This window comes from Pseudomonas sp. XP1 (genome assembly GCF_053557675.1).
Genome location: NZ_JBNRIJ010000006.1, coordinates 114,758 through 140,779 on the forward strand (window position 1 = coordinate 114,758; position 26,022 = coordinate 140,779).

Consider the following 26,022-nt stretch of genomic DNA (forward strand, 5'->3'; position numbering starts at 1 on the left):
GTACCGACGCATTCGCGGGTGAACCCGCTCCCACAGGGGAATGTGTTTTGACGTTACAGGCAGGTCGCCGCCGCCGCCCGGCGCTGCAGGGCCACACCGTCGTTCTTCTGCGCGTAGTAATCCACCCGCGCCCCACCCGCCTGCGGGTACACATCCACGAATGCCTCCGCCTCACGGGTATACACCGTGAAGCCCCCCTGCTTGCGTGGTTCCAGATAACCACTGGCGTCGTCTCCGAACACCTTCTCTTCCTGCCAGCTGAACTGGATGCACTGGGCCACCAGTTCCGGCGCCTTGTGCGAGTCGAGCTGCGCGGTCGGCTTGCCGCCGCGGGCCGTTTCCATGGTCGCAGAAGCACAACCGACCAGCATCAGCGCCACGGCCATCGGCAGAATCGCACGCATGTTCCATCCTCAGGGTAAAAAAGAAGGCGACTCTAGCACTGGCAAGCATCGAGAGTGAATTGTCGCGCGCAGGAGGCTGTCGCAGATAAGGCATTCCGTCACAAGGAGATCGTCATGAAATTGCACTACCTGCTGTTCGCCGCCCTTACCTGCCTGCCTCTCGCTGCTACCGCAGCTCCCTCCAGCGAAGAAAGCATCACCGCGCCAGAAACCCACAACCGCGAACTCAAGGTCGGCGACAAGGCACCGGACCAATACAAACGGGATGACCAGGCAATCAAGGACTGGAAAGCCAAGGGCCTGCCCGCACCGGAAAAGGAAAGCCACTGGGTAAACATGGGGGGGCGCTACGTGCTGGTGCAGATCACCAACGGCGTGGTTCTGGCGATTCAGCCAACCCACTGATTCCAAACTCTGCCCGCCGCTCATCGCTGGCACGACAAATTTTTGCCTGCCAGCGAAACCAAATGGATCCTTTCCAGTCTCAGAAGGTGTGCCGTAAACCTTTGCGGATCAAGGACCTATATAGTGATGACCCGTCTTGCAAGCCTTTCGCTGATTGCCGTTGTCCTGCTGACCGCAGGGTGCCATAGCCATCGCTATCATGACGACGACGATGGCTGGCGTGACCGTGATCGTGACCATCGCCACCACCATCGGCATGACCGTGACGACGATGATGATGACTATCGTCGCTATCGTGGTGACCGCTACTACCGCTGAAGCGTCTTTTTCAACCCTGGCCAGCCGCCTGTTGCGCGGCACCTTAACCTGATGATTCCTTTGAGGTTCGTATCATGCGTCTGACTCTGCCTTCCCTTGCCCTCGGCCTGCTGCTGTGCCAGGGCGCTTTCGCCGGTGACGGTACCGCCGCCATTGGCGGTGGCCTGGGTGGTGTTCTGGGTAACGTTGTCGGTCAACAGATCGGCGGCAAGACGGGGGCGGCCATCGGCGCCGGCCTCGGCGGCGCAGCCGGCAGTGCGGTAGGTGCACGCAAGGGCAACCGTACCGAAGCCGCCATCGGCGGTGGCCTGGGTTCGGCCGGCGGTTCGCTGCTGGGCGGCGCGGTAGGCGGCAGGACCGGCTCCACCGTGGGTGCCGGCCTGGGTGGCGCAGCCGGTGGTGCCATCGGCAACCACCTGGGCGACAACAATGGCAAGCACCGTCACCGCCACCGTCACTGATCGGGTGACTCCGGGGCTGCTGTGCAGCCCCTTTTCTTGCAGCACATCAACACCTCCTTCAGCACAATCCGGCACACTGACTGCTACTGTCTATCGTGCCCCCGTGTGAAGGAACACCCCCTCCCCATGAACCAAGAGCTGCTCTGGGTCCTCGGCCTGCTGGCCATCGTCATCACCCTGTTCGTCATCAACCGCCCACGCATGGACGTGGTCGCGCTGCTGGTGATCCTCGCCCTGCCGCTATCGGGCATCCTCACCGTGGAGCAGGCGCTGGCCGGTTTCAGTGATCCCAATGTGGTATTGATCGCCGCCCTGTTCGTGATCGGTGAAGGCCTGGTGCGCACCGGCATTGCCTACCGTATCGGCGAATGGATGAGCGAGCGGGCCGGCAACAGCGAGGCGCGCCTGCTGGTGCTGCTGATGGTGGCCGTGGCGGGGCTGGGGTCAATGATGAGCTCCACCGGCGTGGTGGCCATTTTCATTCCGGTGGTGCTGAGCATCGCCGCACGCCTGCAGCTTTCGCCCGCCCGCCTGATGATGCCGCTGGCTTTCGCCGGCCTGATCAGCGGCATGCTCAGCCTGGTGGCTACACCGCCCAACGTGGTGGTGCACAGCGAGCTGGTGCGCCATGGCGAAGTGGGCTTCAGCTTCTTCAGTTTCACCCCGTTCGGCCTGGTGGTGCTGGTGCTGGGCATCGGCTACATGCTGTTGACCCGACACTGGCTGAATGGCGAAGTGCGCAAGGACGGCCGTGTGGAAAGCCGCCGCACCCTGTTGGACCTGGTGCTGGACTACAAGCTCAACGGCCGTGAACGGCGCCTGCGCATCCGTCCCCACTCGCCGCTGATCGGTCATACCCTGGGTGAGCTGGAGCTGCGCACCCGACATGGCGCCAACGTGATCGGCATCGAGCGCCAGCACAAGTTCACCACGAGGGTGATCGCCGCCGACTCCAGCACCGTGCTGCACCAGGGCGATGTACTGCTGCTCGACCTGTTCGCCAACCGCGACGACCTGCGCAGCCTGTGCCAGACCATGCAACTGGAGCCGCTGCACTTCAAGGCCGCCTACTTCATCGACCAGTCCCAGGAGCTGGGCATGGCCGAGGTCATGCTGCCACCAGGTTCGAAACTGCTCGGCAAGAGTATCCTCGACCTGGCCTTCCGCACTCGCTTCGACCTCAACGTGGTCGGCTTGCGCCGCGAGCAGGTGGCGATCGAAGAACAGCTGGTAGAGGAAAAGCTGCGCCTGGGCGACACCCTGCTGGTAGTTGGCCCGTGGAAAGCCGTGCGCCAGTTGCAAAGCAAGCCCAAGGACTTCCTGGTCCTGAGCCTGCCTGCGGAAATAGACTTGGTCGCGCCGGCCCGCACCCGCGCACCACAGGCGTTGCTGAGCCTGGCGGTGATGGTCGGGCTGATGGTCAGCGGCGCGGTACCCAATGTGATTGCCGCGCTGATCGGCTGCCTGCTGATGGGCGCAGGCCGCTGCATCGACATGAACAGCGCCTACCGGGCCATCCACTGGCAAAGCCTGGTGCTGATCGTCGGTATGCTGCCTTTTGCACAGGCACTGCAGAAGACCGGTGGCATCGACCTGGCAGTAGGCGGCCTGGTCAGCGTGCTGGGCGGTGCCGGCCCCAGCGCCATCCTTGCCTGCCTGTTCGCAGTCACGGCGGTGATCGGCCTGTTCATCTCCAACACGGCCACTGCAGTATTGATGGCACCCGTGGCCGTCAGCACCGCCACGCAGCTGGGCATGTCACCCTACCCGTTTGCCATGACCGTAGCGCTGGCCGCCTCGGCGGCGTTCATGACCCCGGTGTCGTCGCCGGTGAACACCCTGGTATTGGGCCCAGGGCAATACCGCTTCGCCGATTTCGTCAAAGTTGGCGTGCCGTTCACCGTACTGGTGATGCTGGTGACCGTGTTGATGGTGCCGTGGTTCTTCGGGCTGTGAGGTGACCCGTCTCGAATGAAGGCAATTTGGTATTATCTCGACCGATCGCGGCAGATTGACATCAAGTCCCCTGACGAAACACACTTATGCGCAGTCGCCCCAGGTGCTTCAAGCCGTTGTCCTGGATTTCGTTTCCGCTTTGCCGGTCGAGCCCATGGTTTTTCCAGCCCATTCGCGCTTGTTGCACTACGTCGTTCTACTTGGCCTGACCTTCGCCCTGACGCTGGGCGGCATCCTGGCCCGCCCGATCGAATCTCTGTCGCTGTTCTGGCCGGTCAATGCGGTACTGGCCGGCGTGCTGCTGCGCTACCCCCGGCAAGCCACGCCGACAGGCTTTACCCTGGTCTGGCTGGCCATGGTCGGCGCCGACTTGTTGTGTGGCAGCGCCTGGTTACCGGCCCTGTGGTTCAACCTGTGCAACCTGGGCGTGGTGGTCACCCTCTGGCTACTGCTCTCGCGTTTGCCGCGCTTGCACCGGCGCATGCGTACCCCCCACGGCGTGCTGAGCGTGTTCGGCGCCTGTGCCGCCGCGGCGATAGTGGCGGCCAGCATGGCGGCGGTAATGGCCACGCCGTGGTTCGAACAGTCCCTGCGCGCCACCTGGCTGGCCTGGTTCAGTGAACAATTTTCCACCAGCGTGCTGGTGCTGCCAGTGCTGCTGACGGCTCCCTCGGCACGCGCCCTGGTACGCGGTGGTGCCCAGGCCATCCGCCTGGCGCCGTTGTTGGTGCTGCTGGCCTCGCTGGCGTTCAGCATTGCCTTCGGTGGCCCCGGGGCCATTGCCTTCCCGATTGCCGCGCTGCTGTGGTGTGCCTGGACGTACTCGCCGTTCCTGGTCTCGCTGCTGACACTCACCGCCGGCAGCACGCTGATCGTGGCGGTGGCGCAAAACCTCATGCATTTCAGCGTTCCGCAAAGCGAGCCCGGGGTGACCACGCTGCTGTCGGCGCGCCTGGGCATCGCCATGCTGGTGCTCGGGCCGCTGGTGGTGGCCTGCGTCAGCCAGGCCAACCGCAGCCTCATGGCCCGCCTGGCGCATCAGGCCACCATCGACCACCTCACCGGCGTGCTCACCCGCAGTGCTTTCACCCGCCGCGCAAACACGCTGCTGGAAAGCCGCCAGCAACACGCCCAGGCGCTGCCGCTGACCCTGATGATGCTGGATATCGACCACTTCAAGTCGATCAATGATGCCCACGGCCATGCGGTCGGTGACCAGGTGCTGCGCCAGTTCGCCGGCACCCTGCAGGACCAGCTACACGATGGCGAACTGATCGCCCGCCTGGGCGGCGAGGAATTTGTCGTTGTACTCCCGGGCATGGCGCCAGACCGGGCCAGGTTCACTGCCGAACGCTTGCGTCGCGCCGTGCAGGACCTGCATGTGATGCAAGCCGAGCAGCACCTGCGGATTACTGTCAGCATCGGCCTGGCCGGCTGCGCCGCCGACATGCCGGCCCCCACCCTCGACGAACTGCTGGCGCGCGCCGACCAGGCGCTGTACCGGGCAAAGGCCCATGGCCGCAACCGTGTCGAGCAGGCAGAACTGCAACGCCAGGTGATGTGATCTAGGCGGCCAGCAAGTCCCACGTCAACTTGGCGATCAGCACGCACAACAGCACCAGGAACAGCCCGCGCACAAAGCCCGCGCCCTTGCGCACTGCCAGCCAGGTACCAGTCAGCGCACCGAGGATGTTGCACAGCGCCATGGGCAAGGCGATGGCGTACAGGACGTTGCCTGATGGCACGAAGAACACCAGTGCCGCCAGGTTTGTGGCGATGTTCACCACCTTTGCCGACGCCGAGGCGTGCAGGAAATCCAACGCAAAGAAGCGGATGAACAGGAAGATCAGGAAGCTGCCAGTGCCCGGGCCGAACAGGCCATCGTAAAAACCGATCGCGCCACCGATCAGTAGCGCCAGGCACTGCTCCTTGCGGCCGATACTTGCGGGTTTGTGCAGTGTGCCGAAGTCCTTCTTGCAAAATGTGTAGATGGCCATCAGCACGATCAGCACCAGCACCGCCGGGCGCATCACGCTGGGCGGCACCAGCGACACTGTGGCGGCACCAGCGAACGACATGATGAAGGCACTGAGCGCCGCCGGCACGATCAACCCCCAGTCCAGCGTCACCCTGCGGATGAATGAACGCGCAGCGAAGGCCGTGCCACACACCGACGCCAGCTTGTTGCTACCGAGCAATGCCGCAGGTTGCGCGGTGGGCAGTACGTTGAACAAGGCGGGGATCTGGATCAAACCACCGCCACCCACGGCGGCGTCGATCAACCCAGCGGCGAAAGCGAACACGGAAAGCACAGCGATATCCATCATGACGCGGTTCCAGGCAGTGAAGACGCCTGCAAGGCTAATCAAAGCGCCGCGCTTGTGTTGAAATGCCGTATTGCGAAAACTGCAATAAGGAGTAGGCAATGGCTTTGGACATGTTGCGGGAAATTCAGGCGTTCGTCAGCGTGGCGCACAAGCGCAGCTTTGTCGCCGCCGCCCGCGCCCTGGGGCGCTCCCCCAGCGCGGTAACCCGCGCGGTACAAACCCTGGAAGACAACGCCGGGAACAAACTGCTCAACCGCAACGCCAATGCCGTGACCCTGACCGAAGCCGGCGAGCGCCTGCTGCCACACGCTGAACGCTTGCTGGATGTGCAACGTGATGCCGCCGACGAACTGGCCGCGCTCAGTGGCAGCGCACAAGGCTGGATCCGCTTCGCCGTGCCGCAGGTACTGGGTGAACATGTTCTGCCGCAGGTACTTGCCGAGTTTTCCCGCTGCCACCCCCAGGTAACCCTGGATGTGCAGTACAGCGACGGGGCCTTGGACCCGTTGCAAGGCAAATTCGATTTCGTGGTGCGCGGTGCATTCCCACAGTCGAGCGAACTGATCGGCTACCCGCTGTGGGATTACCGGCGCCACCTGTATGCGAGCCCTGAATACCTGGCCCTGGCCGGCACACCACAACACCCGCAGGACCTCGAAGGCCACGCGCTGATCCTGCACACTGCCCCGCGCATCCTCAAGGCCTGGCACTTCTGCCGCGACGGCCAGATTACCAGCCTCCGCCCCAGGCCCAGGCTGCGCCTGGACTCTGGCAACGCGGTGTATCACAGTACCCTGGCCGGTGCCGGCATCGCCCGCCTGGCCGCCTGGGTCGGCGAAGCACAAGTCAAGGCCGGGCGACTGGTGCGGGTATGCCCGCAGTACCGCCTGACCTCAAGCAACGGCCAGAACCCGCAAATGCATGCTGTGTACCCAGCCGGCGAACTGCCGGCACGGGTACGCGACCTGCTGGCGGCCCTGCGCCGCGCCGGCCTGGCCTGCTGAAACACCCTCTGAAATCACTGTTCAAATTCTGCTCAATTTAACAGAGCCCGCCACAGGCTTGGCTTGCAGCACTTTATCCACAGACCTACCCACGTTTTTTGTGGACAGTTTTCCTAGTGCAAAGAACGACTTATCGTACAAACGGGTAGGGTGAATCGGCCAACAAGAAAGAGGAAAGGGCCCGCCCGGAGGACAGGCAGGCCGCGAGGGATGGGGGTGGTGAACGTCAGCTTGGCGGAATGGTGCCAAGAATACCGATCAGAATGGTCAGCAGCAAAAAACCACCCAGGAATAGCGCGAGCTTGCCCATTGGAACCTCTACAAGTGTGATACGGGAATGGGCTTATTGTCGGGCCAGCGCTGATACCGTTACAGATTCAGGTTTGTGGAAAAAAAGCGGATCAGATGTAATGACTGGCGCGCTGCGATCCCCACCAACCCGGCCACGGCACCGCCCAGTGCCATGGACTGGCAGGGCGTTGCTGCAATTTTTTTTTACGGTCATCCACGCTACGCTGTGCCAAAGGCAATCGCTCGAACCTCCCAAGGAGTGCTATCTCGTCGTGACCGCTTTAACCACCAACGCAGCGCTGTTGCTGATCGACCTTCAGGTTGGCATCCATCACCCGCGCCTGGGCCGGCGCAACAACCCCGAGGCAGAACTGCGCATGGGCGAACTGCTGGCGGCATGGCGTCAGTCAGGACGCCCGGTGGTCCATGTGCGCCACCTCTCCCGGTCGGTGGACTCAGTGTTCTGGCCGGGCCAGTCCGGCTGCGAATTCCAGCCCGCATTTACCCCGCTGGCCAACGAGACAGTGTTCGACAAACATGTACCCGATGCCTTCGCCAACTCCGGCCTGGAGCGATGGCTGCACGCGCGCAGCATCAAAGCACTGGTCATCGCCGGGGTGATTACCAACAACTCCGTGGAAGCCAGCGCACGCTCGGCGGGCAATCTCGGTTTCGATGTGGTGGTGGTTGAAGATGCCTGCTTTACCTTTGACCAGCACGACCTGCAAGGACGGCTTTGGCCCGCGGAGGATGTACATGCGTTGTCGTTGAGCAACCTGGCTATGGATTACGCGCGCATCCTGTGCACGGAGCAGGTGCTGACCGATGGGGCACTTCAGGTCAGCCGCTGAAGCTTTTGCTCTGGCAACCAGCCAAGCTCGTCATCGCCATGGCGCCGACACCAGACCCAGCCATTGAGCTGGCGCACCATCTGCACCAACTGCCCCGGGTCGACATCCAGCTCATGCGCCGAATAGTGGTCCAGCGCCCTGCCCTGGCAGACGCTGAGCCGCTCGATCAATTGGGCTGGAACCCAGCCGGGTTCCTGGCCGGTGCAGGTACAGAGGTACCAGTCCTGCCACCCTGCCTCGCCCTCGTAACGCGGGCCAATGTCCAGCAAGGTACCCTTGGCGAAGCGGATGGGCCGCGGGTATTCACTGCGGTGAGATTCAATCACGACGTAATGCATGGGCCTCTCCATGGCCGGGAAAGCTGGCGATCGTAGCAGAAGCAGCAAAACTCTCTGCCGTACGGCATTTGTATCTTCATGTATGTAAAGTGAGATGTGATACACAAGAACGTTTCATGCAGGTGCAACGGACACATCTGCGATACAGCCGTCACCTTTACTGGTACCCATCGATCTGCCCCGATGGTTTCGCCAAGGAGATGCCCGATGCCTGTCCGCCACTCGACCACCGCCCTGCCACACCGCTTCAGCCGTACGCTGCTCGCCTGTGCCCTGCTGCCGCTTGGCCTGATGGCGGCAAACATGGCCACGGCTGCACCACAGCAGCCCCAGCCAGCCGCCACAACGGCGGATGCTTTTGGCCCGCTGAAACACGTCAACGCTGGCGTGCTCGATGTGGCCTACGTAGAGCAAGGCCCGGCCGACGGCCCGGTGGTGATCCTGCTGCATGGCTGGCCGTATGACATTCACAGCTTCGAACAAGTTGCACCCGCCCTGGCGGCAAAAGGCTACCGGGTGCTGGTGCCTTATGTACGTGGTTACGGGCAGACCCGCTTCCTGTCTGCGGCAACCCCACGCAATGCCCAGCCCTCGGCGTTGGCCAGCGACGTGATCGCCTTCATGGACGCGCTGCATGTCCAGCGTGCCGTGCTTGCCGGCTTCGACTGGGGCGCACGCACCGCCGACATTGTCTCGGCGCTATGGCCAGAGCGGGTAAAGGCGCTGGTATCTGTCAGCGGCTACCTGATCAGCAGCCAGGAAGCCGCCAAGGCCCCCCTGCCCCCTGGTGCCGAGTTGCAGTGGTGGTACCAGTACTACTTCGCCACCGCGCGCGGCCAGGCCGGTTATGAAAAGAACCGCCATGCCTTCGCCAAACTGATCTGGCAAACCGCCTCGCCCAAGTGGTCCTTCGACGACGCCACCTTCGAGCGCAGCGCCAAGGCCCTGGACAATCCCGACCAGGTGGCGATCACCGTGCACAACTACCGTTGGCGGCTGGGGCTGGCCCAGGGCGAAACGCGCTACGACCCGCTCGAAGCCAAATTGGCCAACTTCCCCAGTATCGGAGTACCAACCATCACCCTGGAAGGCGACGCCAACGGCGCCCCGCATCCGCCGGCCGAAGCCTATGCGCAGCGCTTTACCGGCAAGTACGAGTACCGGCTGATCAGCGGCGGTATCGGCCACAACCTGCCACAGGAAGCGCCGCAGGCGTTCACCCAGGCGGTGGTGGATGCGGACCACCTGTAGCTTGCCGGCGGCAATTGCTACATAAGGTTTCGAAAAGAACGGCAGGCCCTGGGTTGAGCCGCGTCGAGGGCCTGCATAGGCGAAAACCGATTGCGGCCAGGTACCACGTGGTGTTGAGGCGGATTTGAAATACACGATTTGAAATGCGACCTGTAGGATCTTTTTACCTCGCAATGTAGGAAGAATCGAAGCAGTGAGCTTTGCCTGTATGAAACATCAGTTTCTCCAGCAAATTCGAGCTGCTACGGTCCAGTTTTCCTACAACGGCACGGAAGCCTACAGCATGAGAAAAGCATGGATCCGTTCAATACCTCGGCCCTGAAGCTGCAGAAGAATTTGCTTAACATGCGCATTGAGCGCGATCGCCTGAGAAGGGAGGGCAAGGACACGGAAGCGGACGAACTCGCAGCACCGATCGAGCGGATAGAGGCAGCTATTCGTCAATTACCGGATGACATGAAGCCAGTGACCCTGCAATAAAACCTGCGGGAGCGGGCATGCCCGCGAAGAATGCAAAGCGGTGTATGGCTCCGGCCGCGCTGGTGTTCGCGGCTGGATGCCGCTCCCACAGGTACAGTGCAGAGTTCAAGCTTTACGCAATCTCTGCAGAATATTACCCACCTGCGCGCTGTGCCACGGATCTTGAACATCAACGTCCGCGGTTTTGTAGGTGACGGGATCTACCTCTTCTACTAGGATGACCACGCCTGCATCAAACGCCTGCAGGCCACTGATGTGGAGCATTTCGAAATCTCGTAGAACACCGGGCACAAGGATCGGCTCATCCGCCTGGACGTAACCTGTATCCAGTTCTGGATGCTGCTGGCGTGGAACGCCTATCTAGTCTGATTTGCCCCACATTTCGTAGCCACATTACATCTATCGGGATCACCCGTGTCACGTATCAAAAAGCTTGGTGTTTTTATCATTCTGCTCGTGGGTTCCGGCTATGCAGCTGTCGAATGGAAGAGGCACGCAGACTTTGAAAAGACTGGGGAGGACCTGGTCCGCCAGCTGGGCTCACAAATCGTCACCAATCTTGGGCAGATGAATGCCACTTGCAGGTCCGTGGCCAGAATCGACTCGGTCGCCCTTGATACTGACGGACTGCTTGGCATGAAGGGATCCGCCGTTCTTTACATTACCGGGAGGAACGACAGCGTTATTTCCATTAACTACCGTATGGAAACGGTGGGAGACAAGGTTTGGGTCCAGCCTACGGATCAGATTTCCGCGCAGTTGTCAGTAATGCAATTTGGCTTGAGAGGCTGCGGCTAGCGCTCAGTAGCAAGCGAGGAGCCCGCCTTGGCGGGCTTTTTCGTGCCTGTAAGAATGGGATGAAGCCAGGTAAGTTGGAGCCTTGGCGAAACCGACCAAGCAGGAAGTATCGGAAGCGCCGAAACAAACCATTCCCATCGATGGTTTCCTATGCCCCAAAAACGCAAAAAGCCCTGAATAATCAGGGCTTTGAATGTGGCGGAAGCGTAGAGATTCGAACTCTAGGATAGTTGCCCATCGACGGTTTTCAAGACCGTTGCCTTAAACCACTCGGCCACGCTTCCAGCTCGTTTTGCGGCCGCCATAATACCGTAATGAAACAAGCTGTCAAACTCTCTGTGTCGCGGGTTGCGGGAGCTCTGATAGACTCCTAGCATCTGAACGTTTGAAACCACAGGTTTACCAAGGAGTGTCGCCATGCGCGAACAGGATTACGCCGTACACCACGGCCAGCAGGTCGAGCAGCAGGAGATCAGCAAGGTCCTGCGCAACACGTACAGCCTGCTGGCGCTCACTCTCGCCTTCAGCGGTGTCATGGCCTTCGTGGCCCAGCAGATGCGCGTCGGCTACCCGAACGTGTTCGTGGTATTGATCGGCTTCTACGGGCTGTTCTTCCTTACCAACAAACTGCGTGATTCGGTCTGGGGCCTGGTATCCACCTTCGCTCTCACCGGCTTCATGGGCTTTATCCTCGGCCCTATCCTGAACCGCTACCTGGGCATGGCCGGTGGCGCCGAGGTGGTCAGCTCGGCATTTGCCATGACTGCCCTGGTGTTCGGCGGCCTGTCGGCTTATGTGCTGATTACCCGCAAGGACATGAGCTTCCTCAGCGGCTTCATCACTGCGGGCTTCTTTGTCCTGCTGGGTGCTGTCGTGGCCAGCTTCTTCTTCCAGATCAGCGGCCTGCAACTGGCGATCAGCGCTGGCTTCGTACTGTTCTCGTCGGTCTGCATCCTGTTCCAGACCAGCGCGATCATTCATGGCGGCGAGCGTAACTACATCATGGCGACCATCAGCCTGTATGTGTCGATCTACAACCTGTTTGTCAGCCTGCTGCAGCTGTTTGGCATCATGGGTCGTGATGACTGATTGATTGCTGCGTGAGAAAGCCCGCTTCGGCGGGCTTTTTTGTGGGAGCGGGCAAGCCCGCGAACACCGGCGAAGCCGGTGCCATGCACCGCGTCGCATTCTTCGCGGGCATGCCCGCTCCCACAGATGGTTTATTGGCAGATAGCACCCAATAACTGACCATAAGGTCAAATAATAAGGCGAATGGTCGTCGATCATGCCGCCATCGTGCTTTTCTCTACCCCAATCCGCCATCACCCCGTAGAATGCGCTCCTTTTTTAGTCCGGGGCAGCTTTTCGCAATGAGCTCACACGAACACAGCCCAGGCGCGGCGGCGCCTGCCAATGAACTGGTGCTGGGCCTGGAGGACAAGCCAAGGCTGTTGATCGGCCTGCTGGCTGCCCTGCAGCACCTGCTGGCGATCATCGTCCCGATCGTCACCCCTGGCCTGCTGATTTGCCAGGCGCTGGGTGTTTCCGCACGTGATACCAATCTGATCGTCTCCATGTCGCTGGTCATTTCGGGTATCGCCACCTTCGTCCAGTGCAAACGCTTCGGGCCGTTCGGTGCCGGGCTGCTGATCGTCCAGGGCACCAGCTTCAACTTCGTCGGCCCGCTGATTGCCGGCGGAGCGCTGATGGTCAAGCAAGGTACGCCGGTGGAAGGCGTCATGGCAGCCATATTTGGCGTGGTAATCGCCGGCTCGTTCGTCGAGATGGGCGTGTCGCGCATCCTGCCCTTCGTCAAACGCCTGATCACCCCGCTGGTAACCGGCATCGTGGTGTTGATGATCGGCCTGACTCTGATCAAGGTCGGCCTGATCAGTATGGGGGGTGGCTTCGGCGCCATGGCCAATGGCACCTTCGCCAATGGCGAGAACCTGCTGCTGTCGGGCGTGGTGCTGGCGATCATCGTCATCCTAAACCGCATCCCGGTGGTGTGGATGCGCAGCTGCGCCATCGTTATCGCCCTGGCGGTCGGCTATGCGCTGGCCGGCTACCTGGGCCGTCTGGATTTCACCGGCATGCACGAAGCCGCGCTGTTCCAGGTGCCGACGCCGCTGCACTTCGGCCTGGGCTTCTCCTGGGCATTGTTTATCCCGATGCTCGTGATCTATCTGGTAACTTCGCTTGAAGCCATCGGCGATGTCACCGCTACCAGCAAGGTGTCGCGCCAGCCGGTCGAAGGGCCGGTGTGGATGCAGCGGATCAAGGGCGGTGTGCTGGTCAACGGAGCCAACTCGCTGCTGGCCGGTTTGTTCAATACCTTCCCGAGCTCGATCTTTGCCCAGAATAACGGCGTGATTCAGCTGACAGGCATCGCCAGCCGCCATATCGGTATGTGGATTGCCGTGATGCTGGTGCTGCTGGGGCTGTTCCCGAGCGTTGCCGGGGTGATCCAGGCGGTGCCAGAACCGGTACTGGGCGGTGCGGCCATGGTCATGTTCGGTGCGGTTGCGGCTTCGGGGATCAATATCCTGGCCAGCACTCGCCTGGACCGTCGTGCCCTGCTGATCATCGCTGTATCCCTGGCCCTCGGCCTGGGTGTGGCACAGGTGCCGGAGTTCCTGGCGCACATGCCGGCGGCGATTCGCAATGTGCTGGAGTCGGGCGTGGCTACCGGGGGTATCTGTGCCCTGGTGTTGAACTGGTTCTTGCCGGAGAGCAAAGAACAGGCTTGAGCCTAGCGTCCTTCTGTTAGGGCCATGGGGCTGCTTTGCAGCCCGCGCGACGCAAGGCCGCTCCTACACGGGGTCGCGCAGATCTGGATATTGGTTCAGGACAGAAAGCCCGCCCCGCCATGCACAAGCGGGCGCGGGCTTTTTTGCTTTATCATGGCACCATTCCTTTTGCATGAGTTATCCATGAAATTCGCTATCGCGGTGTTCTCCCCGGCCCATGCGCCCTCCTCGCGCCGCGCCCTGCGCTACGCCGAGGCGGTGTTGGCCTGCGGGCATGAGATTGCCCGGCTGTTCTTCTACCAGGACGGGGTACACAGTGCCTCTGCCAACGTGGTCACCCCCCAGGATGAGCTGGACGTCGCCGGCCAATGGCACGCCTTCATTGCAGCCAACCAGCTGGACGCAGTGGTGTGCATCGCCGCCGCCCTGCGCCGTGGCGTGCTCGACGAGGCCGAGGCCAACCGCTACCAGCGCCAGGCCGTGAACCTGCCCAAGCCTTGGGAACTGTCGGGGCTTGGCCAACTGCACGAGGCGGCGCAACTTGCCGATCGCCTTGTCTGCTTCGGAGGCGACTGAAATGGCCAAATCCTTGTTGATCATCAGCCGCCAGGCGCCGTGGAACGGCCCATCGGCCCGTGAGGCACTGGACATCGCCCTGGCTGGCGGCGCGTTCGATCTGCCGCTGGGCATGCTGTTCCTCGATGACGGCGTATTCCAGCTCGCTGCGGACCAGCAGCCCACCGCCGTGCAACAGAAGAACCTGGCCGCCAACTTGCAGGCGCTGCCAATGTTCGGTGTCGAGGAACTGTTCGCGTGCAGTCACAGCCTCACTCGCCGCGGCCTGGCAACCGACAACCTGACGCTGCCGGTGCAAGTGCTGGACGACGCGGCACTGACCGCGCTGATCTCCCGTTTCGACCAGGTGGTAACGCTCTGATGACGACCCTGCATGTTATTGCCCACTCCCCATTTGGCGACGAGCGCCTGGTCAGCTGCCTGCGCCTGCTCGGCACCGACGACGCCCTGCTGCTGTGTGGCGATGCGGTATATGCCTTGCGTAGCGGCAGCGAACCGCACCGCCAGCTGCAAGCCGCCGGCCTGGCCCAGCGCCTGTTCGCCCTTGAAGAGGACGTGCAGGCCCGCGCGGTCGGCAACGAGCTGGCCAAGGCCGTGGATTACGCCGGGTTCGTCGAACTGTCGCTGCATTACGACAAGGTCAACAGCTGGCTATGAATACTCTCAACGTTGGCGATCAGGCGATCGCCCTGGACAAGGACGGCTTCCTGGTCGACCTGCAAGACTGGTCCCATGCCGCCGCCGAGGCCCTGGCCGCACGCGAGGGCATCCCGCTGACGGCAGACCACTGGGAAATCCTCGAACTGCTGCGCCAGTTCTACCAGGAATACCAGCTGTCCCCGGCCACGCGCCCACTGATCAAGTACACGGCCCTCAAACTGGGCCCGGACAAGGGCAACAGCCCGCACCTCAACCGCCTGTTCAACGGCACTCCCGCCAAACTGGCCGCCAAGCTGGCGGGCCTGCCCAAGCCGACCAATTGCATATGACAGCACCTCGCCCGCTTACCCTTGAAACACCAGCCGAACATCCGTTCGCCGAATTCGTGCGTATTCTTGGCAAAGGAAAGCGCGGCGCGCGCGGCCTGACCCGTGACGAAGCCCGCGTGGCCATGACGCTGCTGCTGGAAGACAAGGTCGAAGACACCCAGCTCGGTGCGTTCCTCATGTTGCTGCGGCACAAGGAAGAAAGCGCCGAAGAACTGGCCGGCTTCACCGAAGCCCTGCGCGCGCAACTGCAGGCACCGCGTATCGCCGTGGACTTGGACTGGCCCACTTACGCCGGCAAGAAACGCCATCTGCCCTGGTATCTGCTGGCTGCCAAATGCCTGGCCAACAATGGCGTGCGCATCCTGATGCACGGTGGCGGTGCGCACACCGCCGGGCGCCTGTACACCGAGCAGTTGCTGTCCTTGCTGGACATCCCGCTGTGCCGTGACTGGGCTGCCGTCAGCCAGGCCCTGGACCAGCAGCGCCTGGCCTTTTTCCCGCTGCAGGACTGGGCGCCGCAGTTGCAGCGCATGATCGACCTGCGCAACACCCTGGGCCTGCGGTCGCCCATCCATTCGCTGGCCCGGGTCCTCAACCCGCTGGCTGCGCGTTGCGGCCTGCAGAGCATCTTCCACCCCGGTTACCAGGCGGTGCACCGCGAGGCCAGCCGCCTGCTAGGCGATCATGCCGTGGTGATCAAGGGTGATGGCGGCGAGATCGAAGTCAACCCCGATGTCATCAGCCACCTGTACGGCACCACTGCCGGCGAAGCCTGGGACGAGGAATGGCCAGCGCTTAGCGAACGCCGCCACGTGAAGCCGCCAAGCCTGCAGCCCGAGCAATTGCTGGTGGTCTGGCGCGGCGAGGCCGAGGACAGCTACGGTGAAATGGCCGTGGTCGCGACCATGGCCTTCGCCTTGCGCGGCCTTGGCCAGGACCGTGAGCAGGCTTTTGCCACCGCACGTGGTTACTGGAGCGCACGGAACCAATCGAATAACTAGATAACAAGGGGGCATTCTTTGCGCTAGTTATTCGAACGATTTCCCCTAGACTAGGCTCCAACGACAAACAACTTTGTTCCGAGGAACTCACCATGGGCCTTTTGATCGACGGCCGCTGGCATGATCAGTGGTATGAAAACGGCAAGGACGGCACGTTCAAACGCGAAAACGCCCAACGCCGCAATCAGCTACCCGCTCCCGAAGCTGGCCGCTACCACCTGTACGTCTCGCTGGCCTGCCCATGGGCACATCGCACCCTGATCTTCCGTGCCCTCAAGGGCCTGGAGCCTCTGATCGACGTGTCAGTGGTCAGCTGGCTGATGCAGGACCATGGCTGGACTTTCGACCGCCAGCAAGGCTCCAGCGGTGACCACCTCGACGCGCTGCAGTACCTGCACCAGCGCTACACCCAGGATGACCCGCACTACACCGGCCGCGTAACTGTACCGGTACTGTGGGACAAGAAAGAGAAACGCATCGTCAACAACGAGTCGTCGGAGATCATCCGCATCTTCAACAGCGCGTTCAACGAGCTGACCGACAATACGCTCGACCTGTACCCACAGCCGCTGCGCCCGGCCATCGAGGCGCTGAACGAGCGCATCTACCCTGCGGTGAACAACGGCGTGTATCGCGCAGGTTTTGCCACTACGCAGGAAGCCTACGAGGCTGCATTTGACGAAGTGTTCAACGAACTGGACCACCTGGAAGACTTGCTCGGACGCAATCGCTACCTGGCCGGGGAATACCTGACCGAGGCCGATGTGCGCCTGTTCACTACCTTGGTGCGCTTCGATGCGGTGTACCACGGGCACTTCAAGTGCAACCTGCGGCGCCTGAGCGATTACCACAACCTGTCGAACTGGCTGCGCGAGCTATATCAGTGGCCGGGGGTGGCGGGTACAGTGGACATGGAGCATATCCAGAAGCACTACTACATGAGCCACAAGACCATCAACCCGAACGGGATCGTGCCCAAGGGGCCACTGCAGGACTTCAACCTTGCGCATGATCGGGAGCGGTTGGCAGGCAAGGGGATCTGGCAGGCTTGAGATTGTCGGGGCCGCAAAGCGGCCCCCACAATTTCAGCTGTTCTGCGAGCCTTCGAACCACGCCAGCTTGTCACGCAACTGCACCACTTCCCCGACAATCACCAGGGTCGGCGCGTGCACTTCATGCTGGGCCACCAGGTCCGGCAAGTCCGCCAGTGTGCCAGTGAACACCCGTTGATTTCGCGTAGTCCCCTGCTGCACCAGTGCTGCCGGGGTACTGGCCGCGCGGCCATGGCGAATCAGCTCGGCGCAGATGGTCGGCAAGCCTACCAAGCCCATGTAGAACACCAGAGTCTGCGCCGGCGCCACCAGGTCATGCCAAGGCAGGTTGCTGGTGCCGTCCTTCAGGTGCCCGGTCACGAAACGCACCGACTGGGCATGGTCGCGGTGAGTCAGCGGAATCCCACCATAGGCGGAACACCCACTGGCCGCAGTAATGCCCGGCACCACCTGGAATGGGATGCCATGCTCGGCCAGTTCTTCGATCTCTTCGCCGCCCCGGCCGAAGATGAACGGGTCGCCGCCCTTCAGACGCAGCACACGCTTGCCCTGCTGGGCCAGATCGACCAGCAGTCGGTTGATCTGGTCCTGAGGCACGGCATGATCGGCGCGACGCTTGCCCACGTAGATACGCTCGGCATCGCGGCGGCACATCTCGATGATCGCCGGTGCTACCAGGCGATCGTACAGCACCACGTCGGCCTGCTGCATCAGACGCAAGGCACGGAAGGTCAGCAAGTCCGGATCGCCCGGGCCCGCCCCCACCAGGTACACTTCACCGCCTTGCTGCACCGGCGCACCGTCGACCATCGCCTGCAACAGGCGCTCGGCCTCGGCGCCCTGCCCGGCCAGCTGACGCTCGGCAATCGGCCCCTGGAACACGGTTTCCCAGAAGCCTCGGCGTTGGTTGACGTCCGGGTACAAGGCCTTGACCTTGTCGCGGAAGCGCGCGGCCAGGCCGGCCAGCTCGCCATAGGCGGACGGGATCCAGGCTTCCAGCTTGGCGCGAATCAAACGCGCCAGCACCGGGGCATCGCCGCCACTGGACACCGCAACCACCAACGGCGAACGATCGACGATCGCCGGGAAGATCACCGTGCACAGGGCCGGCGCATCCACCACGTTGACGGGCAGGCTCAGGGCCTGCGCATCCGCCGACACCTGGGCATTGAGCCCAGGGTCGTCGGTGGCCGCGATCACCAGCCGGCAACCGACCAGATCGGCTGCCAGATAGCCGCGCACCAGCACCTCGCCGCCACCTTCCCGGGCCAACGCGGCCAACTGGCCGTCGACGTCCGGTGCAACCACGCGCAGCGCGGCGCCGGCATCGGCCAGCAGGCGCGCCTTGCGCAAGGCGATCTCACCGCCGCCGACGACCAGCACGCGGCCGCCCTGCAGCTTGTGGAACAGCGGCAGGTAATCCATTTAGCGGATAACCTCGACGCCACCCATGTAAGGCTTCAGCACTTCCGGCACACGGATCGAACCGTCGGCCTGCTGGTAGTTTTCCAGCACGGCAACCAGGGTACGGCCTACGGCAAGGCCGGAGCCATTGAGGGTGTGCACCAACTCTGGCTTGCCGGTTTCCGGATTGCGCCAGCGGGCCTGCATGCGGCGCGCCTGGAAGTCGCCGCAGTTGGAGCACGAGCTGATTTCGCGGTACTTGTCCTGGCTTGGTACCCACACTTCCAGGTCGTAGGTCTTCACAGCACCAAAGCCCATGTCGCCGGTGCACAGGGCCAGCACGCGATATGGCAGTTCCAGCAGCTGCAGCACGCGCTCGGCGTTGGCAGTCAGGCCTTCCAGGGCTTCCATCGACTTGGACGGCTCGACCACCTGCACCATCTCGACCTTGTCGAACTGGTGCTGGCGGATCATGCCGCGGGTGTCACGACCGGAAGCACCGGCTTCGCTGCGGAAGCAGGGGGTGTGGGCAACCAGCTTCAGTGGCAGCTGCTTGGCGTCGAGGATTTCACCGGCCACCAGGTTGGTCAGCGAAACTTCGGCGGTCGGGATCAGGTAGAAGTCGGCCTCGCCTTCACGGCTGATCTTGAACAGGTCTTCCTCGAACTTCGGCAGTTGGCCGGTGCCCTGCAAGGCCGGGGCCTGGACCAGGTACGGGGTGTAGTGCTCCTCGTAACCGTGCTCGCCGGTGTGCAGGTTGATCATGAACTGCGCCAGGGCACGGTGCAGGCGGGCAACCGGGCCACGCAGCACGGCAAAGCGCGCGCCAGAAAGCTTGGCGGCGGCTTCGAAGTCCAGGCCGCCACTGACTTCGCCGAGGGCGACGTGGTCCTTGATTTCGAAGTCGAAAGCCTTTGGCGTGCCCCAACGGCGCACTTCGACGTTGTCGTCTTCGCTGGCACCGACCGGCACGCTGGCGTCCGGCAGGTTGGGAATGGTCAGCAGGATACCGTCCAGTTCAGCCTGGATGCCGTCCAGTTCAGTCTTGCCGGCAGCCAGTTCGTTGGCCATGCGCTCGACGTCGGCCATCAGCGGCGCAATGTCTTCGCCCTTGGCCTTGGCCTGGCCGATGGACTTGGAACGGGCGTTACGCTCGGCCTGCAGCTGCTCGGTGCGGGTCTGCACCGCCTTGCGGCGCTCTTCCAGTGATTCGATGCGCGCGACATCCAGGCTGAAGCCACGGGAGGCCAGGCGATCCGCCACTTCCTGAAGTTGGCCGCGTAACAGTTTGGAATCGAGCATATCGTTCTCTCGTTATGTGTAGGTGTTGGTTCAGAATCGGGTCAGGGACAGGCCGACCCAGGTCGCGAGCAGCCCGCCCACCACGCTGATACCGGTATAGCCCAGAGCCAGCGGCACTTGCCCGCTCTCCAGCAGGCGTACGGTATCCAGCGAAAAGGAGGAAAAAGTCGTCAGGCCACCGAGGAAGCCGACGATCAGCCCGGCGCGCAGCTCGACCGGCACGATCGGCTTGTGCAGGAACAGGCCATAGAGCAGGCCGATCAGCAGGCAGCCAACCAGGTTGACCGCCAGCGTACCGAGATAGAAGTGTCGTGACCAGTGGGCAGCCACCCAGTTGGTGGTAGCAAAGCGCAACAAAGTACCGGCAATACCACCAGCACTGACAGCGGCAATCAGTGCAATCACGGTTTTCTCCGCTGACGGGGGCTGTTGCGGTCAAGGTCGGCGAGGTGGCGCAGCTTCTCGCCAATCTTCAGTTCCAGGCCACGGGGCACCGGCTGATAGTACTGGCGCGGCTCGAGCTCCTCGGGGAAGTAGTCTTCGCCGGCGGCATAGGCGTCGGGTTCATCGTGGGCATAGCGGTACTCGTCGCCATAGCCCAGTTGCTTCATCAATTTGGTCGGGGCGTTGCGCAGGTGCAGCGGCACTTCCAGCGAGCCATGCTCGGCGGCCTCGCGCAGGGCGGTCTTGAAGCCCATGTACACCGCGTTGCTTTTCGGCGCACAAGCAAGGTAGGTGATGGCCTGGGCCACCGCCAGTTCACCCTCGGGGCTGCCCAGGCGCTCTTGTACATCCCACGCCGCCAGGCACAGGCTGAGTGCGCGCGGGTCGGCATTGCCGATGTCTTCGCTGGCCATGCGCACCACGCGGCGGGCAATGTACAGCGGGTCGCAACCGCCATCGAGCATGCGCGCGAACCAGTAAAGGGCTCCATCGGGGTTGGAGCCGCGCACCGACTTGTGCAACGCGGAAATCTGGTCGTAGAACGCCTCGCCACCCTTGTCGAAGCGGCGGCGGCTGTCGCCGAGCAGGCTCTGCAGCATCTCGACGTCGATCTCGCTGCCGTCTTCAGCCAGGTCCGAGGCGTTTTCCAGGAAGTTGAGCATGCGCCGGCCATCGCCGTCGGCGGCGGCCATCAGCATCTTGAAGGCGTCGTCGCCAACCCGCAGGTTGCGCTTGCCCAGGCCGCGTTCTTCTGTCAGAGCGCGGTTGACCAGCTTGCGCAGCGCTGCCTCATCCAGGCTCTTGAGCACATAAACCCGCGCCCGCGACAGCAATGCGTTGTTCAGCTCGAACGACGGGTTTTCGGTAGTGGCGCCAATGAACAGCAGCGTGCCGTCTTCCACATAGGGCAGGAAGGCATCCTGCTGCGACTTGTTGAAACGGTGCACTTCGTCGACGAACAGGATGGTGCGGCGGCCGTACTGACCAGCCTGCTGCTTGGCCACCTCGACCGCCTGGCGGATCTCCTTCACCCCGGCCAGTACTGCCGATACCGTTTCGAAGTGCGCATCGCAGAACTGCGCCAGCAGCCGCGCGAGGGTGGTCTTGCCCACCCCCGGCGGCCCCCAGAAGATCATCGAGTGCAGCGCACCCTGCTCCAGCGCCTCGCGCAGCGGTTTGCCGCGCGCCAGCAGGTGCTCCTGGCCGACATACTCGTCCAGGTTGGACGGGCGCAGGCGAGCGGCCAGGGGCTGGGCGACGGGTTCGCTTCGAAACAGGTCCATGGCGAGCTCTGGTTACTCCTTGATGACGTCCGCGCCTTTGGGGATGTCGAACTTGAACTTGCTGTCCGGCACCGCCTGGTTGGCTTTCACGCCATTGAACAGGATGTTGGTGCGCTGGCCGACGCTGTCGATCAGCTGCATGTCGTTGATCAGGCCCTTGCGGAACGACACGCGCAGCGAGTCGAACAGGGTGTCCTTGGTCTTCGGCTTGAGGGTGAAGTCCATCACTTCGCCCTGCTCCTTCGAGCTGATGTCGAAGCTCTGGCTGATCTTCGACACGTCACCGGACAGCAGCAGCGCCGGGGTCTGGTTCAGGCGCTGGTCGAGCTTCTTGATGGTGGCCTGTTCCAGGTCCGGATCCCACAGGGTGACGTTCTTGCCGTCGGATACCACCACCTGCTCCTGCGGCGCATCGGTGTGCCAATAGAACAGGCCTGGGCGCTTGACGGTCATCTTGCCGGAGGTTTCCTGCAGGCTGGTGCCGCCGGCATCCAGCGTCAGCTGGGAAAAGTTGGCCTCGATGGTCTGCGACTTTTCCAGCAATTGGGTCAGGCGTTGTACGTCTTGCTCACCGGCAAAGGCCGATACGGTGGCCGACACAGAAGCCGCGGCCAGGGCAGAAACCAACAGCATGCGAATCGCGCGCATGGGAGTCCTCATCGAACATTGAAAAGACCGGGCGCCACCGTTGGCACCCGGCAAGGTGTACGTCAGTCGCGCGGGCCGCCCGGGGCAATCACTTCCCGCGAGCCGTTGCTGTTCATGGGGGTGACCACGCCGGCCATTTCCATGGCTTCGATCATGCGGGCGGCGCGGTTGTAGCCGATCTTCAGTTTGCGCTGCACGGCCGAGATGGATGCGCGACGGCTTTCCAGCACGAACTGCACAGCCTCATCATACAGGGCGTCGCTTTCCGAATCTTCGCCATCGCCACCGCCACCACCGCCGCCTTCGAAGCCGCTGCCGGCCTCCTCGACGCCGTTGAGGATGTCGTCGTTGTAGTCCGGAGCGCCGCGCAGCTTCCACGCCTCCACCACGCGGTGCACCTCGTCGTCGGAGACGAACGCGCCGTGGACACGGATCGGCAAGCTGGTGCCTGGCGGCATGTACAGCATGTCACCGTGGCCCAGCAACTGCTCGGCACCACCCTGGTCGATGATGGTCCGCGAGTCGATCTTGCTCGACACCTGGAACGCCATGCGGGTCGGGATGTTGGCCTTGATCAGGCCGGTAATCACGTCTACCGACGGGCGCTGGGTAGCGAGGATCAGGTGGATACCGGCTGCACGTGCCTTCTGGGCGATACGGGCGATCAGCTCTTCGACCTTCTTGCCGACGATCATCATCATGTCGGCGAATTCGTCGACCACCACCACGATGGTCGGCAGGGTTTTCAACGCAGGCGGCTCGTCGTCCATGCTCTCGCGGCGGTACAGCGGGTCATGGATGATCTCGCCAGCTTCCTGGGCGTCCTTGATCTTGCGGTTGAAGCCGGCCAGGTTACGCACGCCCATGGCCGCCATCAGCTTGTAGCGACGCTCCATCTCGGCCACGCTCCAGCGCAAGGCGTTGGCAGCGTCCTTCATGTCGGTGACCACCGGGCACAGCAGGTGCGGGATGCCTTCGTAGATCGACAGTTCGAGCATTTTAGGGTCGATCATGATCAGCCGCGCATCTTCCGGGCTGGACTTGAACAGGATCGACAGGATCATCGCGTTCACACCCACCGACTTGCCGGAACCGGTGGTACCGGCCACCAGCAGGTGCGGCATCTTGGCCAGGTCGGTGATCACCGGCTTGCCGCCGATGTCGTGGCCCAGGGCCAGGGTGACCGGCGATTTCTGCTCGTCGTACTGCGGCGTGGCCAGCACTTCGGAGAAGCGCACCATCTGCCGGTTTTCGTTGGGGATCTCGATACCCACGGTGGTCTTGCCGGGGATGACCTCGACCACACGCACACTGGTCACCGCCAGCGAACGCGCCAGGTCCTTGGCCAGGTTGGCGATACGGCTGACCTTCACGCCCGCGGCCGGCTGGATTTCGTAACGGGTAATTACCGGGCCCGGGTGGATCGAGTCCACCGCCACTTCCACGCCGAATTCCTTGAGCTTGATTTCCAGCAGCTGACCGACACCGGCCAGGGATTCCGGCGAGTACTCGATCTTCTTCTGTTCGGCCGGGTCGAGGATGGAAATCGACGGCAAGGTGCCTTCCACCGCGCTGTCGACGAACAGCGGCGCCTGCTTCTCCTTCATCACCCGCTTGCTCGGCTCCGGCGCCCTGGCGGGTGTCGGCGGCACGATCATCGGGGCCGCGGCAGGTTGTTCGCGGGAGATTATCGGCTCACGCGGTGCCGGCGACTCGCGCGGCACCACGGGCTCGCGTGACAGGGTTGGCTCACGTGGCTCGGCTGGCTGTGCAGATGCTTCTTCACGTTTGAAGATACGCTCGCGCAGCCCCGGCTTGGCCGGCTCGTGCCTGTCAGCGGCCATCGGCGCGGGCTTGACCGCCACCGGCTCGTCCTCGCGCAACTGCGCCTCCAGGCGTTTGCGCTCGTTGCGCGCTTCCCACCAACGGTTGGCGGCGCCCTGCACCAGCTCGAACAGGTCGAGAGTGATCTTGCCGGTCAGGTCCATCACCTTGAACCAGGACAGGTCGGTGAAAACGGTCAAGCCGAACAGGAACAGGGCAATGAACATCAGCGTGCTGCCTTGCACGTTCAGCAGGTTGCGCGCCAGGTCGCCCAGGCTCTCGCCCAGTGCGCCACCGGCGGAGAACGGCATGCTCGCAGGCGGGTGGAAATGAATATGCGCCAGCGCCGCACCCGACAGCACCAGGAATACAAGGCCGATCAGCCGCCAGGAAAACAGCCAGCCGCTCCAGTCCCAGGGCTGGTGGCGTTCGCGAAAGATCTGCCAGGTCTTTATCGCCAGCAGCAGCGGGAAGATGTAGGCAAAGTACCCCAGTACCATGAACAGGATGTCGGCGAAGTAGGCACCGGCACGCCCGGCGGCGTTCTGCACCTGGTCGACGTTGCTGGTGTGGCTGAAGCCCGGGTCCGACGTATCGTAGGTCAGCAGCGCCATCCACAGGTACAGGCACAGGGCGCCGACAGCGATCAACGCACCTTCCTTGAGGCGATAATGCAGCTGCTGCCGCCACAGAGGGACGGGCAAGGGAGCTGGAGTTGCGGTGGATTTCTTCAAAACGCGTCTATTCCTGCGCGTGCTGCGCGTCCAATAGTGATCGGCCGACGGTGCGGCCAATGAACCACTACTTTTAACATTACTGCCCGCCAGCCGCCATGGCAGCACGCCGTAAGGAGCTTGAGTGGGGGCGACTTTCGTATACCTGCAATTTGAGCACGCATTGTCTTCTGTGACAAAGGCTTATGCTGTGTTTTTGCACAGGTGTGACAGCAAATTTAGCGGATGGTGCCTGCGGTTTCATGAATGTGTAAGAAATTGCCTATTTTCATCGCCAGTGCCGGCCTCTTTGCGGGCTCGCCCGCCCCCACAGTTACCCCGCAGGGTTCAGAGCCTGTAAATGGCCTGTGGAAGCGGGCAAGCCCGCGAAGAAGCCAAAGAGATTGACCCTGCTTTTCACCCGCGCCATGCTGCCCTCTCCCCTCCCCCACCGCACGATAGACCATGCTCACCTGGCTGACCCGCGACTCGTTGACCTTCCCGCCCCTGGAAAAGGCCCTGCACGACCCCAACGGCCTGCTCGCCGCTGGCGGCGACCTGAGCCCCGAGCGCCTGGTGCAGGCCTATCGCCATGGCTGCTTCCCGTGGTACCAGGACGGCCAGCCGATCCTCTGGTGGTCACCCGACCCGCGCACGGTGCTGCTTCCGGACCAGCTGCACGTGTCGCGCTCGCTGGCCAAGTTGATGCGCCAGGGCCGCTACCAGGTCAGCTTCGACACCGACTTCCCGGCGGTGATCGCCGCCTGCGCCGCGCCACGCGACTACGCCGACGGCACCTGGATCACCGACACCATGCGCGCCGCCTACTGCGAGCTGCACCGACGCGGCATCGCTCATTCGGTGGAGGTGCGCCAGGACGGCGAGCTGGTTGGTGGCCTGTACGGCCTGGCCATCGGCCAGCTGTTCTTCGGCGAATCGATGTTCAGCCGCGCCGACAATGCATCCAAGGTCGGCTTCGTGACTCTGGTCAACCACCTGCGCCAAGCCGGTTTCGTCCTCATCGACTGCCAGATGCCGACCAACCACCTGCACAGTCTGGGGGCACATGCCATCAGCCGCGCCGAGTTCGCCGCCTACCTGGCACGCCACCTCGACCAGCCCAACAGCGCCACATGGCTTCCCTAGGCGAGT

General features: G+C 62.7%; 29 protein-coding genes and 1 tRNA gene. 19 read left to right on the forward strand and 11 right to left on the reverse strand.

Annotated features, from left to right (window positions below):
* Nucleotides 1-53: 53 nt before the first annotated feature.
* Nucleotides 54-404 carry a hypothetical protein gene (locus ACK1U9_RS08120; protein WP_085599328.1) on the reverse strand — a complete coding sequence of 117 codons (351 nt, stop codon included), beginning with the start codon at nucleotides 402-404 and terminating at the stop codon, nucleotides 54-56.
* Between the two features lie 114 nt (nucleotides 405-518).
* Here ACK1U9_RS08120 and ACK1U9_RS08125 point away from each other — a divergent pair, with 114 nt between their 5' ends.
* The 5 genes from ACK1U9_RS08125 (at nucleotide 519) to ACK1U9_RS08145 (ending at nucleotide 5,108) form a co-directional block, all read left to right on the forward strand.
* Nucleotides 519-809 (forward strand): RcnB family protein, encoded by a 291-nt coding sequence (locus tag ACK1U9_RS08125; protein WP_046614874.1) that lies wholly within the window; start codon nucleotides 519-521, stop codon nucleotides 807-809.
* A gap of 126 nt (nucleotides 810-935) precedes the next feature.
* The gene (locus ACK1U9_RS08130) at nucleotides 936-1,127 is read left to right on the forward strand and encodes a hypothetical protein (protein WP_003257401.1); all 192 of its coding nucleotides are present in this window, start codon (nucleotides 936-938) and stop codon (nucleotides 1,125-1,127) included.
* Nucleotides 1,128-1,201: 74 nt separating this feature from the next.
* Nucleotides 1,202-1,588: a glycine zipper domain-containing protein gene (locus tag ACK1U9_RS08135; protein WP_046614872.1), complete on the forward strand. Its 387-nt coding sequence runs from the start codon at nucleotides 1,202-1,204 to the stop codon at nucleotides 1,586-1,588.
* A 126-nt stretch (nucleotides 1,589-1,714) separates the two neighbouring features.
* Nucleotides 1,715-3,544 (forward strand): SLC13 family permease, encoded by a 1,830-nt coding sequence (locus ACK1U9_RS08140; protein WP_085599332.1) that lies wholly within the window; start codon nucleotides 1,715-1,717, stop codon nucleotides 3,542-3,544.
* Nucleotides 3,545-3,683: 139 nt separating this feature from the next.
* Entirely contained in the window at nucleotides 3,684-5,108 is a 1,425-nt protein-coding gene (locus ACK1U9_RS08145) for a GGDEF domain-containing protein (protein ID WP_085599334.1), read from the forward strand.
* A 1-nt stretch (nucleotide 5,109) separates the two neighbouring features.
* Here the strand turns inward: ACK1U9_RS08145 and ACK1U9_RS08150 are convergent, their stop codons facing one another.
* A complete protein-coding gene (locus ACK1U9_RS08150) occupies nucleotides 5,110-5,871 on the reverse strand; it encodes a sulfite exporter TauE/SafE family protein (RefSeq protein ID WP_108481319.1) in 762 nt (253 codons plus the stop codon).
* Between the two features lie 98 nt (nucleotides 5,872-5,969).
* Between ACK1U9_RS08150 and ACK1U9_RS08155 the strand changes: the two genes are divergently transcribed.
* Nucleotides 5,970-6,875 carry a LysR family transcriptional regulator gene (locus ACK1U9_RS08155; protein ID WP_108481320.1) on the forward strand — a complete coding sequence of 302 codons (906 nt, stop codon included), beginning with the start codon at nucleotides 5,970-5,972 and terminating at the stop codon, nucleotides 6,873-6,875.
* A 563-nt stretch (nucleotides 6,876-7,438) separates the two neighbouring features.
* Nucleotides 7,439-8,017 carry a cysteine hydrolase family protein gene (locus tag ACK1U9_RS08160; protein WP_108481321.1) on the forward strand — a complete coding sequence of 193 codons (579 nt, stop codon included), beginning with the start codon at nucleotides 7,439-7,441 and terminating at the stop codon, nucleotides 8,015-8,017.
* Here ACK1U9_RS08160 and ACK1U9_RS08165 read toward each other — a convergent pair.
* Complete coding sequence (locus ACK1U9_RS08165; RefSeq protein WP_046614866.1) at nucleotides 8,002-8,355, reverse strand: SH3 domain-containing protein; 354 nt, start codon at nucleotides 8,353-8,355, stop codon at nucleotides 8,002-8,004. The two genes, ACK1U9_RS08160 and ACK1U9_RS08165, sit on opposite strands and share 16 nt — an antisense overlap.
* Nucleotides 8,356-8,562: 207 nt before the next feature.
* On the opposite strand from ACK1U9_RS08165, the gene ACK1U9_RS08170 reads away from it, so the two are divergent.
* Together ACK1U9_RS08170 and ACK1U9_RS08175 are read left to right on the forward strand one after the other, a co-directional pair.
* Nucleotides 8,563-9,606, forward strand: coding sequence for an alpha/beta fold hydrolase (locus ACK1U9_RS08170; RefSeq protein ID WP_085599345.1), 1,044 nt, complete (start codon nucleotides 8,563-8,565; stop codon nucleotides 9,604-9,606).
* A gap of 294 nt (nucleotides 9,607-9,900) precedes the next feature.
* Nucleotides 9,901-10,086 (forward strand): hypothetical protein, encoded by a 186-nt coding sequence (locus ACK1U9_RS08175; protein WP_108481322.1) that lies wholly within the window; start codon nucleotides 9,901-9,903, stop codon nucleotides 10,084-10,086.
* 105 nt (nucleotides 10,087-10,191) lie between these two features.
* On the opposite strand, the gene ACK1U9_RS08180 is transcribed toward ACK1U9_RS08175, so the two are convergent.
* The gene (locus tag ACK1U9_RS08180) at nucleotides 10,192-10,350 is read right to left on the reverse strand and encodes a hypothetical protein (protein WP_181381647.1); all 159 of its coding nucleotides are present in this window, start codon (nucleotides 10,348-10,350) and stop codon (nucleotides 10,192-10,194) included.
* A gap of 150 nt (nucleotides 10,351-10,500) precedes the next feature.
* Between ACK1U9_RS08180 and ACK1U9_RS08185 the strand changes: the two genes are divergently transcribed.
* On the forward strand, nucleotides 10,501-10,884 hold the full coding sequence (locus tag ACK1U9_RS08185) for a hypothetical protein (protein WP_108481323.1): 384 nt from the start codon (nucleotides 10,501-10,503) through the stop codon (nucleotides 10,882-10,884).
* 196 nt (nucleotides 10,885-11,080) lie between these two features.
* On the opposite strand, the gene ACK1U9_RS08190 is transcribed toward ACK1U9_RS08185, so the two are convergent.
* Nucleotides 11,081-11,168: transfer RNA gene (locus tag ACK1U9_RS08190), tRNA-Ser, on the reverse strand.
* A 133-nt stretch (nucleotides 11,169-11,301) separates the two neighbouring features.
* On the opposite strand from ACK1U9_RS08190, the gene ACK1U9_RS08195 reads away from it, so the two are divergent.
* From ACK1U9_RS08195 to ACK1U9_RS08230, 8 genes are all read left to right on the forward strand, one after another.
* On the forward strand, nucleotides 11,302-11,973 hold the full coding sequence (locus ACK1U9_RS08195) for a Bax inhibitor-1/YccA family protein (RefSeq protein WP_046614862.1): 672 nt from the start codon (nucleotides 11,302-11,304) through the stop codon (nucleotides 11,971-11,973).
* A gap of 281 nt (nucleotides 11,974-12,254) precedes the next feature.
* Nucleotides 12,255-13,634: a nucleobase:cation symporter-2 family protein gene (locus ACK1U9_RS08200; RefSeq protein WP_013973275.1), complete on the forward strand. Its 1,380-nt coding sequence runs from the start codon at nucleotides 12,255-12,257 to the stop codon at nucleotides 13,632-13,634.
* 183 nt (nucleotides 13,635-13,817) lie between these two features.
* Nucleotides 13,818-14,210 carry a sulfurtransferase complex subunit TusD gene (tusD, locus tag ACK1U9_RS08205; protein WP_046614861.1) on the forward strand — a complete coding sequence of 131 codons (393 nt, stop codon included), beginning with the start codon at nucleotides 13,818-13,820 and terminating at the stop codon, nucleotides 14,208-14,210.
* Nucleotide 14,211: 1 nt separating this feature from the next.
* Complete coding sequence (gene tusC / locus ACK1U9_RS08210; protein WP_108481324.1) at nucleotides 14,212-14,571, forward strand: sulfurtransferase complex subunit TusC; 360 nt, start codon at nucleotides 14,212-14,214, stop codon at nucleotides 14,569-14,571.
* Entirely contained in the window at nucleotides 14,571-14,867 is a 297-nt protein-coding gene (gene tusB / locus ACK1U9_RS08215) for a sulfurtransferase complex subunit TusB (RefSeq protein WP_108481325.1), read from the forward strand. Before tusC ends, tusB begins: the two co-directional genes overlap by 1 nt.
* Nucleotides 14,864-15,199, forward strand: coding sequence for a TusE/DsrC/DsvC family sulfur relay protein (locus tag ACK1U9_RS08220; protein WP_025339766.1), 336 nt, complete (start codon nucleotides 14,864-14,866; stop codon nucleotides 15,197-15,199). The genes tusB and ACK1U9_RS08220 overlap by 4 nt, the downstream gene beginning before the upstream one ends.
* Nucleotides 15,196-16,200: a glycosyl transferase family protein gene (locus ACK1U9_RS08225; RefSeq protein ID WP_449109815.1), complete on the forward strand. Its 1,005-nt coding sequence runs from the start codon at nucleotides 15,196-15,198 to the stop codon at nucleotides 16,198-16,200. The genes ACK1U9_RS08220 and ACK1U9_RS08225 overlap by 4 nt, the downstream gene beginning before the upstream one ends.
* A gap of 92 nt (nucleotides 16,201-16,292) precedes the next feature.
* Nucleotides 16,293-17,252 carry a glutathione S-transferase family protein gene (locus tag ACK1U9_RS08230; RefSeq protein WP_108481117.1) on the forward strand — a complete coding sequence of 320 codons (960 nt, stop codon included), beginning with the start codon at nucleotides 16,293-16,295 and terminating at the stop codon, nucleotides 17,250-17,252.
* 33 nt (nucleotides 17,253-17,285) lie between these two features.
* Here the strand turns inward: ACK1U9_RS08230 and cysG are convergent, their stop codons facing one another.
* The 6 genes from cysG to ACK1U9_RS08260 all read right to left on the reverse strand — a co-directional run bounded on the left by cysG (nucleotide 17,286) and on the right by ACK1U9_RS08260 (nucleotide 24,891).
* Nucleotides 17,286-18,677, reverse strand: coding sequence for a siroheme synthase CysG (gene cysG / locus ACK1U9_RS08235; protein WP_108481118.1), 1,392 nt, complete (start codon nucleotides 18,675-18,677; stop codon nucleotides 17,286-17,288).
* Nucleotides 18,678-19,958 carry a serine--tRNA ligase gene (serS, locus tag ACK1U9_RS08240; RefSeq protein ID WP_003258877.1) on the reverse strand — a complete coding sequence of 427 codons (1,281 nt, stop codon included), beginning with the start codon at nucleotides 19,956-19,958 and terminating at the stop codon, nucleotides 18,678-18,680.
* Nucleotides 19,959-19,988: 30 nt separating this feature from the next.
* Nucleotides 19,989-20,363, reverse strand: a complete 375-nt coding sequence (gene crcB, locus ACK1U9_RS08245) for a fluoride efflux transporter CrcB (protein WP_046614855.1) — start codon at nucleotides 20,361-20,363, stop codon at nucleotides 19,989-19,991.
* On the reverse strand, nucleotides 20,360-21,685 hold the full coding sequence (locus ACK1U9_RS08250) for a replication-associated recombination protein A (protein WP_013973284.1): 1,326 nt from the start codon (nucleotides 21,683-21,685) through the stop codon (nucleotides 20,360-20,362). The genes crcB and ACK1U9_RS08250 overlap by 4 nt, the downstream gene beginning before the upstream one ends.
* Nucleotides 21,686-21,697: 12 nt before the next feature.
* The gene (gene lolA / locus ACK1U9_RS08255) at nucleotides 21,698-22,333 is read right to left on the reverse strand and encodes an outer membrane lipoprotein chaperone LolA (protein WP_003258873.1); all 636 of its coding nucleotides are present in this window, start codon (nucleotides 22,331-22,333) and stop codon (nucleotides 21,698-21,700) included.
* 62 nt (nucleotides 22,334-22,395) lie between these two features.
* Nucleotides 22,396-24,891 (reverse strand): DNA translocase FtsK, encoded by a 2,496-nt coding sequence (locus tag ACK1U9_RS08260; protein ID WP_161797625.1) that lies wholly within the window; start codon nucleotides 24,889-24,891, stop codon nucleotides 22,396-22,398.
* 444 nt (nucleotides 24,892-25,335) lie between these two features.
* Between ACK1U9_RS08260 and aat the strand changes: the two genes are divergently transcribed.
* Nucleotides 25,336-26,016 carry a leucyl/phenylalanyl-tRNA--protein transferase gene (gene aat, locus ACK1U9_RS08265; RefSeq protein WP_046614853.1) on the forward strand — a complete coding sequence of 227 codons (681 nt, stop codon included), beginning with the start codon at nucleotides 25,336-25,338 and terminating at the stop codon, nucleotides 26,014-26,016.
* The last annotated feature ends 6 nt before the right edge of the window (nucleotides 26,017-26,022 follow it).

Bases quoted from the DNA above. Each gene is read 5' to 3' on its own strand.
- ACK1U9_RS08120 (WP_085599328.1), bottom strand. From the start codon at position 404: ATGCGTGCGATTCTGCCGATGGCCGTGGCGCTGATGCTGGTCGGTTGT.
- ACK1U9_RS08125 (WP_046614874.1), top strand. From the start codon at position 519: ATGAAATTGCACTACCTGCTGTTCGCCGCCCTTACCTGCCTGCCTCTC.
- ACK1U9_RS08130 (WP_003257401.1), top strand. From the start codon at position 936: ATGACCCGTCTTGCAAGCCTTTCGCTGATTGCCGTTGTCCTGCTGACC.
- ACK1U9_RS08135 (WP_046614872.1), top strand. From the start codon at position 1,202: ATGCGTCTGACTCTGCCTTCCCTTGCCCTCGGCCTGCTGCTGTGCCAG.
- ACK1U9_RS08140 (WP_085599332.1), top strand. From the start codon at position 1,715: ATGAACCAAGAGCTGCTCTGGGTCCTCGGCCTGCTGGCCATCGTCATC.
- ACK1U9_RS08150 (WP_108481319.1), bottom strand. From the start codon at position 5,871: ATGATGGATATCGCTGTGCTTTCCGTGTTCGCTTTCGCCGCTGGGTTG.
- ACK1U9_RS08155 (WP_108481320.1), top strand. From the start codon at position 5,970: ATGGCTTTGGACATGTTGCGGGAAATTCAGGCGTTCGTCAGCGTGGCG.
- ACK1U9_RS08165 (WP_046614866.1), bottom strand. From the start codon at position 8,355: ATGCATTACGTCGTGATTGAATCTCACCGCAGTGAATACCCGCGGCCC.
- ACK1U9_RS08170 (WP_085599345.1), top strand. From the start codon at position 8,563: ATGCCTGTCCGCCACTCGACCACCGCCCTGCCACACCGCTTCAGCCGT.
- ACK1U9_RS08175 (WP_108481322.1), top strand. From the start codon at position 9,901: ATGGATCCGTTCAATACCTCGGCCCTGAAGCTGCAGAAGAATTTGCTT.
- ACK1U9_RS08180 (WP_181381647.1), bottom strand. From the start codon at position 10,350: ATGCTCCACATCAGTGGCCTGCAGGCGTTTGATGCAGGCGTGGTCATC.
- ACK1U9_RS08195 (WP_046614862.1), top strand. From the start codon at position 11,302: ATGCGCGAACAGGATTACGCCGTACACCACGGCCAGCAGGTCGAGCAG.
- ACK1U9_RS08200 (WP_013973275.1), top strand. From the start codon at position 12,255: ATGAGCTCACACGAACACAGCCCAGGCGCGGCGGCGCCTGCCAATGAA.
- tusD (WP_046614861.1), top strand. From the start codon at position 13,818: ATGAAATTCGCTATCGCGGTGTTCTCCCCGGCCCATGCGCCCTCCTCG.
- tusC (WP_108481324.1), top strand. From the start codon at position 14,212: ATGGCCAAATCCTTGTTGATCATCAGCCGCCAGGCGCCGTGGAACGGC.
- tusB (WP_108481325.1), top strand. From the start codon at position 14,571: ATGACGACCCTGCATGTTATTGCCCACTCCCCATTTGGCGACGAGCGC.
- ACK1U9_RS08220 (WP_025339766.1), top strand. From the start codon at position 14,864: ATGAATACTCTCAACGTTGGCGATCAGGCGATCGCCCTGGACAAGGAC.
- ACK1U9_RS08225 (WP_449109815.1), top strand. From the start codon at position 15,196: ATGACAGCACCTCGCCCGCTTACCCTTGAAACACCAGCCGAACATCCG.
- ACK1U9_RS08230 (WP_108481117.1), top strand. From the start codon at position 16,293: ATGGGCCTTTTGATCGACGGCCGCTGGCATGATCAGTGGTATGAAAAC.
- cysG (WP_108481118.1), bottom strand. From the start codon at position 18,677: ATGGATTACCTGCCGCTGTTCCACAAGCTGCAGGGCGGCCGCGTGCTG.
- serS (WP_003258877.1), bottom strand. From the start codon at position 19,958: ATGCTCGATTCCAAACTGTTACGCGGCCAACTTCAGGAAGTGGCGGAT.
- ACK1U9_RS08250 (WP_013973284.1), bottom strand. From the start codon at position 21,685: ATGGACCTGTTTCGAAGCGAACCCGTCGCCCAGCCCCTGGCCGCTCGC.
- lolA (WP_003258873.1), bottom strand. From the start codon at position 22,333: ATGCGCGCGATTCGCATGCTGTTGGTTTCTGCCCTGGCCGCGGCTTCT.
- aat (WP_046614853.1), top strand. From the start codon at position 25,336: ATGCTCACCTGGCTGACCCGCGACTCGTTGACCTTCCCGCCCCTGGAA.